General features: G+C 72.5%; 12 protein-coding genes. 10 read left to right on the top strand and 2 right to left on the bottom strand.

Features of this window, described 5'->3' with window-relative positions; translation table 11 throughout:
• The first annotated feature begins 91 nt into the window (after positions 1 to 91).
• The 8 genes from ACWD10_RS21840 (at position 92) to ACWD10_RS21805 (ending at position 8,052) form a co-directional block, all read left to right on the top strand.
• The gene (locus ACWD10_RS21840; protein ID WP_451093410.1) at positions 92 to 286 is read left to right on the top strand and encodes a hypothetical protein; all 195 of its coding nucleotides are present in this window, start codon (positions 92 to 94) and stop codon (positions 284 to 286) included.
• A gap of 59 nt (positions 287 to 345) precedes the next feature.
• Positions 346 to 1,305 (top strand): N-acetyl-1-D-myo-inositol-2-amino-2-deoxy-alpha-D-glucopyranoside deacetylase, encoded by a 960-nt coding sequence (gene mshB / locus ACWD10_RS21835; protein WP_451093408.1) that lies wholly within the window; start codon positions 346 to 348, stop codon positions 1,303 to 1,305.
• Positions 1,302 to 1,673, top strand: a complete 372-nt coding sequence (locus ACWD10_RS21830) for a DUF6113 family protein (RefSeq protein WP_451093406.1) — start codon at positions 1,302 to 1,304, stop codon at positions 1,671 to 1,673. Before mshB ends, ACWD10_RS21830 begins: the two co-directional genes overlap by 4 nt.
• A gap of 170 nt (positions 1,674 to 1,843) precedes the next feature.
• Positions 1,844 to 4,294, top strand: coding sequence for a hypothetical protein (locus ACWD10_RS21825; protein ID WP_451093404.1), 2,451 nt, complete (start codon positions 1,844 to 1,846; stop codon positions 4,292 to 4,294).
• A 167-nt stretch (positions 4,295 to 4,461) separates the two neighbouring features.
• The gene (locus ACWD10_RS21820) at positions 4,462 to 5,433 is read left to right on the top strand and encodes an ABC transporter ATP-binding protein (RefSeq protein ID WP_451093402.1); all 972 of its coding nucleotides are present in this window, start codon (positions 4,462 to 4,464) and stop codon (positions 5,431 to 5,433) included.
• A complete protein-coding gene (locus tag ACWD10_RS21815) occupies positions 5,430 to 6,170 on the top strand; it encodes an ABC transporter permease (RefSeq protein ID WP_451093400.1) in 741 nt (246 codons plus the stop codon). The genes ACWD10_RS21820 and ACWD10_RS21815 overlap by 4 nt, the downstream gene beginning before the upstream one ends.
• Complete coding sequence (locus ACWD10_RS21810) at positions 6,167 to 7,438, top strand: sensor histidine kinase (protein WP_451093398.1); 1,272 nt, start codon at positions 6,167 to 6,169, stop codon at positions 7,436 to 7,438. The genes ACWD10_RS21815 and ACWD10_RS21810 overlap by 4 nt, the downstream gene beginning before the upstream one ends.
• Complete coding sequence (locus ACWD10_RS21805; protein ID WP_451093396.1) at positions 7,435 to 8,052, top strand: response regulator; 618 nt, start codon at positions 7,435 to 7,437, stop codon at positions 8,050 to 8,052. Before ACWD10_RS21810 ends, ACWD10_RS21805 begins: the two co-directional genes overlap by 4 nt.
• A gap of 58 nt (positions 8,053 to 8,110) precedes the next feature.
• Here the strand turns inward: ACWD10_RS21805 and ACWD10_RS21800 are convergent, their stop codons facing one another.
• Together ACWD10_RS21800 and ACWD10_RS21795 are read right to left on the bottom strand one after the other, a co-directional pair.
• Complete coding sequence (locus ACWD10_RS21800; protein ID WP_451093394.1) at positions 8,111 to 8,974, bottom strand: transglutaminase family protein; 864 nt, start codon at positions 8,972 to 8,974, stop codon at positions 8,111 to 8,113.
• Between the two features lie 74 nt (positions 8,975 to 9,048).
• On the bottom strand, positions 9,049 to 10,077 hold the full coding sequence (locus ACWD10_RS21795) for a GNAT family N-acetyltransferase (protein WP_451093392.1): 1,029 nt from the start codon (positions 10,075 to 10,077) through the stop codon (positions 9,049 to 9,051).
• A gap of 140 nt (positions 10,078 to 10,217) precedes the next feature.
• On the opposite strand from ACWD10_RS21795, the gene fdxA reads away from it, so the two are divergent.
• Both fdxA and ACWD10_RS21785 read left to right on the top strand, forming a co-directional pair.
• Positions 10,218 to 10,538 (top strand): ferredoxin, encoded by a 321-nt coding sequence (gene fdxA / locus ACWD10_RS21790; RefSeq protein ID WP_018089397.1) that lies wholly within the window; start codon positions 10,218 to 10,220, stop codon positions 10,536 to 10,538.
• A 137-nt stretch (positions 10,539 to 10,675) separates the two neighbouring features.
• Positions 10,676 to 11,794, top strand: a complete 1,119-nt coding sequence (locus ACWD10_RS21785) for a bifunctional succinyldiaminopimelate transaminase/glutamate-prephenate aminotransferase (RefSeq protein WP_451093390.1) — start codon at positions 10,676 to 10,678, stop codon at positions 11,792 to 11,794.
• The last annotated feature ends 26 nt before the right edge of the window (positions 11,795 to 11,820 follow it).

Raw genomic sequence — 11,820 nt, 5'->3', positions numbered from 1 at the left:
TACTCGCCCCGGCGTGACCGCAGTTGTCTGTTTTGCTCGTGCTGTTTGTCCGTTTTGCTCGCTGTGTTGGCTGCTCTGGAGGTGAACCGCCGTGGCCCTGTCGATTTCGGCGGTGGTGCTGTTCGCGATCATTGTCGTTCTGCTGATCCGCAAGTCGGGGTTGAAGGCGGGGCACGCGCTCGTCTGCGTACTGCTCGGGTTCTATCTGGCCAGCTCTTCTGTGGCACCCACGATCAGCGAGCTGACCACCAACGTCGCCGGGATGCTCGGCGACATCAAGTTCTGATGTGGCCTGCCCGGATCAAGTCCTGAGGGGGCCGGGCGTGGCGCATTAGGCTGGTGCGCATGAACGAACTGGCGGCCCGCCGGGACAGGTGCCTGCTCCTCGTACACGCACACCCCGACGACGAGTCGATCAACAACGGCGCGACGATGGCGAAGTACACCGCCGAAGGCGCCCGCGTCGCGCTGGTCACCTGCACCCTCGGTGAGGAGGGCGAGGTCATCCCGGCCTCGCTCGCCCATCTCGCCGCCGACCGCGAGGACACCCTCGGCCCGCACCGCATCGGCGAACTGAGAGCCGCCATGAAGGAGCTGGGCGTCGCCGACCACCGCTTCCTCGGCGGCCCGGGACGCTTCCGTGACTCCGGAATGATGGGCGCCGAGCAGAACGACCGCGAGGGTGCCTTCTGGAGCACCCCCGTGGACGACGCGGCCGCCCCGCTCGTCGAGGTGATCCGCGCGCTGCGCCCGCAGGTCCTCATCACCTACGACCCCGACGGCGGCTACGGACACCCGGACCACATCCAGGCCCACCGGGTCGCGATGCGCGCCGCCGACCTCGCCGCCGAGGGCGCCTACCGCAAGGACCTCGGCGACCCGCACGACATCGCCAAGATCTACTGGAACCGGGTGCCCCGCACCGCCGCCGAGCGCCGCTTCGCCGAACTCTGCGAGCACGCCCTGCCCGGCCTGCCCTGGGACGCCGCCGCCCAAGTCAACGACGTGCCGGGCGTGGTGCCCGACGAGCTGGTCACGACCGAGGTCGACGGCACCGCGTACGCCGACCGCAAGGCCGCGGCGATGCACGCGCACGCCACCCAGATCGAGGTGAGCGGCCCCTGGTTCGCGCTCTCCAACCACCTTGCCCAGCCGATCTTCGGGGTCGAGTACTACGAGTTGGCGCGTGGGGAGTCCGGGGCTCCGGAGGGGGAGCGGGAGACGGACCTGTTCGCGGGGATCCCGGGTATCCCTGGCATCTCGGGGCTTCCGGGGCGTCCAGGTGCGGCGGAGGAGAGCCGATGAGGGTTCTGCTGTACGTCGTCCTTGTGCTGCTCGGCGCGCTGGTCGGGGTCGCCGGGGCGCTGGTCCAGGCCATGGTCCAAGGGGGCTGGTTTCCGGGCGGGTTGTTGCTCGCGCTGCTCGGTGTGCTCGGGGTCTGTTACGGCGGCGTACGCGCGGTCGAGGGCCGGGGCGGGGCGTACGCGGCCGGTGCGGGCTGGCTGGCGGCGGCGATTCTGCTCTCCTTTGCCCGCCCCGAGGGTGATTTCGCCTACGGTGCCGGACTTGGCCCGTCCGTCTACCTGTTGGGCGGAATGCTCGCCGCTGTGATGTGCGCCACGCTCGGCGCGCCCATGCAGCCGGGGCAGTCCTCCGGCCGACCTGCCAAGTGACCTACCGGACACCGGACTTGCTGCTTTGAGTTGTGGGGCGACTTGGGGGCGCGGCGGCTTGGTCGCCGGTCCCGGGGTGCCCGCCCGGCGCGGACAGTATGGTGGTGCGCGCCGCCGAGCTGCCCGCGCATGGCCAAGACGGGCGGCGGAGCCGATCGGGAGAACCTGCCTTGAGTCGTGAAACTGAGAGTTCGTCCTCCGGGCCGCAGGGGCGCGGTGGCGCCGCCTACCCGTCGGGGACACCGCCGTACGGAAGCGGCACGGGGGACCGCGGTGCGGTCCCGGACGACCGCTGGCTGCAGCGCGGCGACGAGCCCACAGCCCCCGCGGGCGAGGACCCCGCGGAGGACGGCGCTGCCGACGGGCCGGAGACCCAGACACAGCTGACCACGCGCATCCGGATCAACATCCCGGGCTCGCGACCGATCCCTCCTGTGGTGATGCGTACGCCAGTTGAGGACGGGGCCGAGGGAGCTGGGCGTGCTGGGGGCGCGGGCGCCTCTGGCGGCGGCCCCGACGGTGCGGCCGGTGGTCCTGGTGGCCCCGGTGGTTCCGGTGGTCCTACCGGTCCCGGCAGTGGTGCCCGTGGTGAACAGGGCGGCGGTGGGCGGCCGCAGGAGCAGGCCAGGCCCAAGGGCCGGGGCAGCGACTGGTTCGCGCCGCGTAAGCCTGCGTCGCAGGCGCAGGCACAGTCACAGGCACAGCAGAACCCGCAGGCGCCCCAGCAGCGGCCTCCGTCCCCGCCGAACCCTGCCGGTGGTCCTCCCGGTGGTCCCGGTGGTGGTCCGGGCGGTGGTCCCGGCGAGGGCTCCCGTGGGCCGGGCGCCGGTCAGTTGGGGCCGCGTGGCGGGGCGCCGATGGGTGGCCCGCCGATGGGTGGTCCTGCGGGTGGGCCCGGGAGTGGTCTCACGGGTGGGCCCGGGGCGGGCCCGAAGGGTCCCGCAGGCCCGACCGGTGGTCCGGTCACGGGCGACGGTCCCGCGCTGCCTGCCGCGTTCCAGCAGGGGGGCGGTCCGGGTGGTCCGGGTGGCCCCGGTGGCCCGGCCGGTCCCGGTGGCCCTGGAGGTCTTGGCGGCCCGGCCGGTCCCGGTGGTCCGGGCCGAACGGGCGCTCCCGCGGGTCCGGGCGGCCCTAGCGGCCCCGGTGGCCCGGCAGGTCCAGGTGGCCTCGGCGGCCCGGCAGGTCCAGGTGGCCCTGGCGGCCTCGGCGCCCCGGGCGGCCCGGGCGGCCTCGGCACCCCGGGTGGCCTCGGCGGTCCTGGAGGCCCCGGTAGCCCGGGTGGCCCGGGTGGCCCGGCAGGACGCGGCACCCCCGACGACATCACCGACCCCACCCAGGGCCAGGGCCAAGGTCCCGGCTCCGGCCCCGGTGCACGGCCCTCCGGAGGCCACGTCTCCGGGGACACCCTGAGCAGCGGCATCCCCGTCATACACGGCACGGGCGGGCCGGGCGGTCCCGGCGGTCCGGGCGGGCAGGCCGGACCCGGCCAGGTCGGCTCGCCGTTCGCGCCGCCGACCTCGCTGCACTCCCCGCACACCCCGCACACACCCCCCGTACTCCCGGACCCGCCGTCCCACGCACAGCAGCACGCGGCCGACGACCCGCACGAGTACGACGACGAACCGACCACCAACACCGCCGCCTCCGGACGGCAGGCGAAGAAGCAGGGCAAGAACAAGCTGGTGCTTGTCGGCGCGGGCGTCGTCGGCCTGATCGTCGTCGCGTACGGTGCCGGGCTCCTGATGAACAGCACGGACGTGCCGAAGGGCACCACCGTCCTGGGTGTCGATATCGGCGGCGGTACGAAGGAAGAGGCGGAGAAGAAGCTCGACGCGGCCCTCGGCGAGCGGACGCAGCAGCCGCTCCAGCTCTCCGTGGACGGCGACAAGGCCACGCTCAAGCCCAGCCAGGCGGGCCTCTCCCTGGACACCTCGGCCACGGTGGACGCGGCGGCCGGCGCCGACTACAACCCGGTCTCCGTGATCGGCTCCCTCTTCGGCGTCGAGCGCACCGTGGAGCCGACGATGCCGACGGACGAGGAGAAGCTGAGGGACGCCCTGGAGCGGGTCGCGGGCAGCTCCGGCAGCGCGCGCGAGGGCACCATCAAGTTCGTCTCGGGCAAGGCGGTCCCGGTCTACGGCAAGTCCGGCAAGAGCCTCAACCTCGAGGCCTCGGTCGCGTCCGTCGAGGCGGCGTACCGCACCCACGTGGAGACCGGGGACCCCAGCCCGGTCGAGCTCCCGGTCGTGGGGGTGGACCCGAAGATCTCCAAGGCCGAGGTCGACCGCGCGATGAAGACGTTCGCGGAGCCCGCGATGTCCGCTCCCATCACCGTCCGGACGGATGCCGCGCACACGGTGCTGTTCAGCCCGGAGAAGTCCATCTACAAGTTCCTGACGATGGTGCCGAAGAACGGCAAGCTCACGGTGAAGTACAACGAGGCTGCCCTGAAGGGGCTCTACGGCGGAGCCTTCGACGACGTCCTGCTCACCAAGGGCGACGGCACGAAGAAGCCGGTCACCGTCAGGGACGTGGCCGCAGCGGTCCACCAGGCCCTGCTCGGCCGCACGGCCGCCGACCGCATCGTCGAGATCGGCGCGGACCCGGGCGCGGCGGGCTGAGAGCCCCTACAGCACAGCACCTACGAGGGTGGCGCACCCCAGGAGTTGGGGGCGCCGCCCTCGTACGTCGCCCCCAGCGACCGCACCCGACCCATGACATCTGTCATCCCCACCCGACGACGCGCGACACTGCCCCGCACGCACCCCCACGGGCCACCGTGGAACCCATGCGAACCACCACAGTGAACGCCGCCGTCCGCTTCCAGGACGTCACCAAGAGCTACGGTGACGTGCGGGCCGTGGACGGCCTCAACTTCACCCTCCACCGCGGCGAAACCGTCGCCCTGCTCGGCCCCAACGGCGCGGGCAAGTCCTCCACGCTCGACCTGCTCCTCGGCCTGCGTCCGGCCGACACCGGCACCGTAGAACTCTTCGGCATCAGCCCTCGCGAGGCCATCGCCACCGGCCGGGTCGGCGCGATGCTGCAGAGCGGCGGGCTCATGGAGGAGGTCACGGTCCGCGAACTCGTGCGGCTCGGCTGCGCCCTGCACCCCCACCCGTACCCCGTCGACCAGGTACTCGCCCGCGCGGGCATCGCGCAGCTCGCCGACCGCAAGGTCGACAAGCTCTCCGGCGGCCAGCAGCAGCGGGTCCGCTTCGCCCTCGCCACCGCCGGGGCCGGCGACCTGATCGTCCTCGACGAGCCGACGACCGGCATGGACGTCACGTCCCGGCAGGCGTTCTGGGCCACCATGCGCGAGCAGGCCGACCAGGGCCGTACCGTCCTGTTCGCCACGCACTACCTCGAAGAGGCCGACGCCGTCGCCGACCGCGTCCTCGTCCTGCACCGCGGCCGCCTCCTCGCGGACGGCAGCGCCGCCGAGATCAAGGCGCGGGCGGGCGCCCGGCACATCTCCTTCGACCTCGACGGCCCGGCCGACCCCGCCGCTCTGCGTGCGCTGCCCGCCGTCAACTCCCTTGACGTATCCGGCCGTACGGTCCGCATCCAGTCGTACGACGCCGACGCGACCGTCCACGCCCTGTACGGCCTCGGCCGCTACCCCCACAACCTCGAAGTCGCGGGCCTCGGCCTGGAGCAGGCGTTCGTCGCGCTGACGGAAGCGGCCGAACGTACGACGGAGAACACGGAGATCACGGAGAACACGGAGAACACGAAGATCACGGAGCTCGCACGATGAACACGCTGATCAAGCTGGAGATCACCCGAACCCTCCGTAACCGGAAGTTCCTGTTCTTCTCGGTCGTCTACCCGACTGTGCTCTTCCTCCTGCTCACCAGCGGCGCCGGAGCGAGCGACCGGATCCCGGACAGCGACCTGACCGGCCTGATGTACACGATGGTCGCGATGGCCTCCTTCGGCGCGATCACCGCCGTACTCGTCGGCAACAGCCAGCGCATCGCCACCGAGCGCGAGAAGGGCTGGGTGCGCCAGCTGCGCCTCACCCCGCTGCCCGGCCGCGGCTACGTGCTTGCCAAGACGGCGGGCGCCGCGGTCGTCTCGCTTCCGGCGATCGTGCTCGTGCTCGCGGTCGGCGGGCTCGGCAAGGGCGTCGACCTGGCCGCCTGGCAGTGGGCCGCGCTGACCGGCGCCATCTGGGCGGGCAGTCTCGTCTTCGCCGCGCTCGGGGTGGCCATCGGCTATCTGGTCAGCGGTGACGCGGTCCGCCCGGTCACGATGATCGTGTACTTCGGGCTCTCCATCCTCGGCGGCCTGTGGATGCCCGTGACCGCCTTCCCGGACTGGCTGCGGAACGTCGCCGACTGGACGCCCACGCACGCGTACGCCGCCCTCGGCCAGGCCATCGAACTGGGCAACGCCCCCGGGGCCGGGGACCTGGCGCTGCTCGCCGCGTACTTCGTGCTCTTCGCGGGCGGCGCGGCCTGGCTGTACCGCAAGGACACACTGAAGGCGTGAAGAACGACATGACGGATACGACGGGCGCGACGGACACGACGACCGGCGAGCCGCCGCCCGGCACGGCGGTGATCGGCAGCCCGCCGCGTACCCGCCGCGAGGGAGCCCAGAAGCTGCTGTGGATCGGCATCTGGCTGGCCTTCATGACGGCCCCGGTCAAGGACCTCTTCGACGGCGAGCACACCGCCCTCGCGACCGTGCTCGGCTGGCTCGGCCTCGCCACGTTCGTCGTGGTCTATCTGGCCCTGGTCTTCCGGCAGATGGCGCGCCCGCCGGGGCGCCGCCGCGTGGCCGTGACCATCGTCTTCCTCGCCGCCCTCGCGGCCGCGCTCTCGCTGACGCTGGGGCCGGAGTGGCTGGTGCTCTTCGTCTACGTCTCCGTGTCGGCCGGGGCCGCGCTCACGTTCCGGGCGGCGTCCTTCGTGATCCCCCTGGTCACCGCCGTGATGGTGGCCATCGGGCTGACCCAGGGCCACCCCCGCGAGGTCATCACGGCCCTGGTGGTGCCCGCCCTGCTCGCCGGGTTCGCGCTCACCGGCGTACGCCATCTCATCCGTACGACGGTGGAGCTGCGCCAGGCGCGGGCGACCGTCGCCCAGCTCGCCGCCAACGAGGAGCGGCTGCGCCTGGCCCGCGACCTGCACGACCTGCTCGGCCACTCGCTCTCCCTGATCACGCTCAAGAGCGAGCTCGCGGGCCGGATGCTCCCGGACCACCCCGACAAGGCGGCGGAACAGGTCGCCGACATCGAGCGGGTCAGCCGCCAGGCCCTCGTGGACGTGCGCGAGGCCGTCAGCGGCTACCGGCGGCCCACGCTCCCCGCCGAACTGGCGGGCGCCCGCACGGCGTTGACGGCGGCGGGCATCCAGGCGGACGTACCGGCCGAGGCGCCCGCTTCCTGCGGCCCGGAGCTGCCGGAGGAGTCGGAATCGGCCCTGGCCTGGGCGCTGCGCGAGGCGGTCACGAACGTCGTACGGCACAGCGGGGCCCACCGCTGCACGGTCACGCTCGCGGAGCACCAGACGCTTGCCGGTCCGGTCCTCGAGCTCACGGTGGCGGACGACGGGGTCGGCGGGGCGGCGGTCCCGGGCAACGGCCTCACGGGGCTCCGGGAGCGCCTGACGGCGGTCTCGGGGACCTTGGAGGCGGCCTCCGCGGCTCCCGCGGCGTCCGCAGCCCCCGTGTCCCTCGCGGCCCGGGCTTCCGGCCGCCCGGGCTTCACGCTCACGGCCCGCGTACCGCTCGCCCCCGTAGGATCCGCGTCATGAGCCGCCCCATGATCAAACTGCTGCTCGCCGAGGACCAGGCGATGGTCAGGGAGGCCCTCGCGACCCTCCTCGACCTGGAACCGGACCTTCAGGTGGTCGCGCAGGCGTCCCGCGGCGACGAGGTCCTGACGGCGGCCCGCGAGCATGAGGTGGACGTGGCGCTCCTGGATATCGAAATGCCGGGCAGCACAGGCCTCGAGGCAGCGGCGCAGCTGCACAAGGAACTCCCGTCCCTGAAGATCCTCATCCTGACGACCTTCGGCCGCCCCGGCTATCTGCGCCGGGCGATGGAGTCAGGCGCGGACGCTTTCCTGGTCAAGGACGCCCCAGCGGCCCAACTCGCCGACGCGGTACGCCGGGTCCTGGCAGGCGAACAGGTCATCGACCCCACCCTCGCGGCCGCAGCCCTGTCCCAGGGCGCCGACCCCCTGACGGACCGCGAACGCGAGGTCCTCCGCGCAGCCTCCGACGGCGCCACGAACGCGGAATTGGCCGCGACCCTCCACCTCTCCCCGGGAACGGTCCGCAACTACCTCTCCACGGCTATCCAGAAGCTGGCTGCGCGGAACCGGGCGGATGCGGTGCGGGTGGCTCGGGAGCGGGGCTGGCTGTAGGGCGCGGGTGTGCGGTGGTTCCTTCCGTCGCCGGGCGGCGCCAAGACGAGGGGAACCCTCAGTTCAACCGAGCCCGCGCGGCCAGCGCCTCCCGCCGGATCCGCGCCGCGGCGTCCTCGTCCACCGCCGCCACCACGTCCGCGTACGACTCCAACTCCCGCGCCCCCACCTCGAACTCCGCCCGCTGCACCAGCAACTGCGCCCGCTCGTACCGCAGCCGCGCCGGATGCGAAGGCAGCAGCAGCGACAGCTCGACCGCCCACAACCCCACATGCGACTGCTCGGGCCGTGCCGCCGCCCACGCCCGGATGTTGTTGAGCACCCGCAGCACGATCTCCAGCGGGTCCGCGGGTCGCAGCATCGTCGGGTCGAGCGGTTCCCCGGTGGCGCCCACGACCAGCAGTTCCGCCTCTCCGCCCGCGAGCGGCCGCCCCCCGTCGAAGGGGTCGGCGAGCACCTGCTCGCCGAGGTCGACCCGGTCGGCCACGTCCCCGGGCCCGAAGCCGACCACGAAGTGGCCGGGCAGGGCCACGCCGTACACCGGTGCCCCGGCCCGCCGCGCCACCTCGATCCACACCACGGACAGCAGGATCGGCAGGCCCCGGCGCCGCCGAAGGACCTCGTGCAGGAGCGAGGACTCCAGGCGCCGGTAGTCCGCGGGCGTACCCCTGAAGTCGCAGCGCTCACCGAGGAGTTCGGCCAACGCGTCCGCCCACGCGCGCGGGCCGCCGGGCCGGTACGGCAGCAGTCCGGCGAGCCGGTCGAGCTCGATCTCCGCCGCGTCCATGCCCGCCTCGCCGAGCCCCGGGTCCGCCTCCGCGCCGATGAGCAGGCAGAGCCGGGAGAGGTCGGGCCGCTCGGAGCGGGCCTCCTCCGCGAACTGCCGCCGAATGTCGCCCGATTCGCCGGATCCGCTGCTCATGCGTGCCTGCTCATACATGCCTGCTCATACGTGCCGTGCCTCTCACCCGGTCTTACCGGTATAACCGGTTACGCCTACCGGTTGTACTGGTAGTAGTGGTAGCTGTGGTGCGCCGCGAACCCCATACCCGCGTACAGCGCCCGCGCCCCCTCGTTCTGCTCCTCCACCTGTAGCCAGGCCGCCGAGGCCCCCTCGTCCAGGGCCTGCCGCGCGAGGGCCGCCATGACGGCGGAGGCGATTCCCTGACGGCGCTGTTCCGGGTCCACCTCGACGGCGGTGAACCCGGCCCACCGCCCGTCCACCACGCACCGCCCGATGGCCGCGGGCACCCCGGCGGGATCGTCCTGGGAGCCGGGCACCGACGCGAACCACACCGAAGGCCCGCTCCCGAGCACCTTCAGGACCTCCGCCGACGGCTCCGCGAACCGCTGGTAGCGGCGCAGCCACGGATCGTCGTACGACTCGAGGGACCGCGCGAGCCGCACCCGCGACCCGGCCTCGTCGGCCACGTCCAGGTCACCGACCGCCGCGAGCCCGCCGATCCACACCTCGGTACTGGCCTTCCGCGTCCAGCCGCGCTCCGTCAGCTCGGCGCAGAGCAGCTCCTGCGTGCCCTCGGCCCCGGTGGCGGCCTGGATGTACGCGGGCAGGCCGCGGTCGGCGTACCAGCCGCGCACATACGCCAGCGCCTCGTCGAGCGGCCGCCCCGGATCACCGAGCGGCAGCACGGAGTTGGCCCGCCGGGTGAACCCGGCGGACGCCCTGAGCTCCCACGCGCCGAGCCGCTCGCTCTCCACCGGCTGCCAGGCGCGCGCCATGACCCGCGTCAGCTCATCGAAGGAGGTCGCGGGCCCGCGCCGCCGCGCCGGGGCGGCGGGCACGACCTTGCCCGCGACGAGATCGGTATCCGGGATGCGGACGATCTCGCCGTTCCGGCGTGTGATGAGCAACACACCGCCGTCCCAGGATGTGAGCACGCCCACCGTGTCAGTGAACTTTTCGGTGCCGTTTACGTCCCGGTTCAAGCGCCGCACGGACACGCGTTTACCCACGTCAGCAGAGGTAATCTGGACTTCGAGGCGACCGCCTCCGATGATTTCCACAGCTCTGTCCGCCCCTCCTGTTCGGATCATGCCCAGGAACGGAGATACTAGGTGCGGGCATCGACGACGCCGCGCTCCCGCGCGCCAGGCGGCGGAGCCTGAGGAGGCCCGCCAGCGCCCTACCGAGGAGGAACGACAGCGTGACCTACGTCATCGCGCAGCCTTGTGTCGACGTCAAGGACAAGGCGTGCATCGAGGAGTGCCCGGTCGACTGCATTTACGAGGGCTCCCGGTCCTTGTACATCCACCCGGATGAATGCGTCGACTGTGGGGCATGTGAGCCGGTCTGCCCGGTCGAGGCCATCTTCTATGAGGATGACACTCCCGAGGAGTGGAAGGACTACTACAAGGCGAACGTGGAGTTCTTCGACGAGCTCGGCTCCCCCGGTGGCGCCAGCAAGCTCGGCCTGATCGAGCGCGACCACCCCTTCATCGCCGCGCTGCCGCCGCAGAACCAGTAAGCGACGGCTCGCCCCTCGGTCCCGTACGGCCCCCGCTGCCGCACGGGACCGAGGCGTTTACGTACGAGAGAGCACGTGCGCGTACGTACGAGAGCACGTACGGCAACGCGAGCACGTACGAGAAAGTGAGCAATCCCGTGACCCGTCCCGCCCCCGGCGCGGTCTCCGCGCGCCTTCCCGTCTTCCCCTGGGACAAGCTCGAGCCGTACAAGGAGACGGCCGCCGCGCACCCCGGCGGCATCGTCGACCTGTCGGTCGGAACGCCGGTCGACCCGGTCCCCGAGCTGATCCAGAAGGCCCTCATCGCGGCGGCGGACTCGCCCGGCTACCCCACGGTGTGGGGCACGGCCGAGCTGCGGGACGCGATCACCGGCTGGGTGGAGCGCCGCCTGGGCGCGCGCGGGGTCGGGCACCGCAACGTCCTTCCGGTGGTCGGCTCCAAGGAGCTCGTCGCCTGGTTGCCGACCCAGCTCGGCCTCGGCCCGGCCGACCGGGTCGCCTATCCGCGCCTGGCGTACCCGACGTACGAGGTGGGCGCGCGGCTCGCGGGCGCGCAGTACGTGACGTACGACGATCCGGTCGAGAACCTGACCGACCTGGACCCGGCGGGCCTGAAGCTGCTCTGGCTCAACTCGCCCTCGAATCCGACCGGTCGGGTCCTGAGCAAGGACGAGCTGACCCGGACCGTGGCGTGGGCCCGCGAGCACGGGGTGCTGCTCTTCTCCGACGAGTGCTACCTGGAGCTCGGCTGGGAGGCGGAGCCGGTCTCGGTCCTGCACCCGGACGTCTGCGGCGGTACATACGAGGGCATCGTCGCCGTCCACTCCCTCTCGAAGCGCTCGAACCTGGCGGGCTACCGGGCGGCTTTCCTCGCCGGTGACGAGGCGGTCCTCGGCGAGCTGCTCCAGATCCGCAAGCACGGCGGCATGATGACGCCCGCGCCGGTCCAGGCGGCCACGGTCGCGGCCCTCGGCGACGACACGCACGTAGCGGAACAGCGCGCGCGCTACGCCGCCCGCCGCACCGCCCTCCGCGACGCCCTGTTGAACCACGGCTTCCGCATCGAACACAGCGAGGCGAGCCTCTACCTCTGGGCCACCCGGGGCGAGACCTGCTGGGACACCGTCGCCCACCTCGCGGACCTCGGCATCCTGGTCGCGCCCGGCGACTTCTACGGCGAGGCGGGCAACCAACACGTCCGTGTGGCCTTCACGGCGACGGACGAGCGAGTGGCGGAGGCGGTCAAGCGCCTGTAGCCCCGGCCTCCTAGCTGTGGGCACGC

The organism is Streptomyces sp. NPDC002851 (assembly GCF_053591935.1).
The sequence above is the reverse complement of the archived record's forward strand: the minus strand, read 5'-3'. Positions and strand labels throughout refer to the sequence as shown.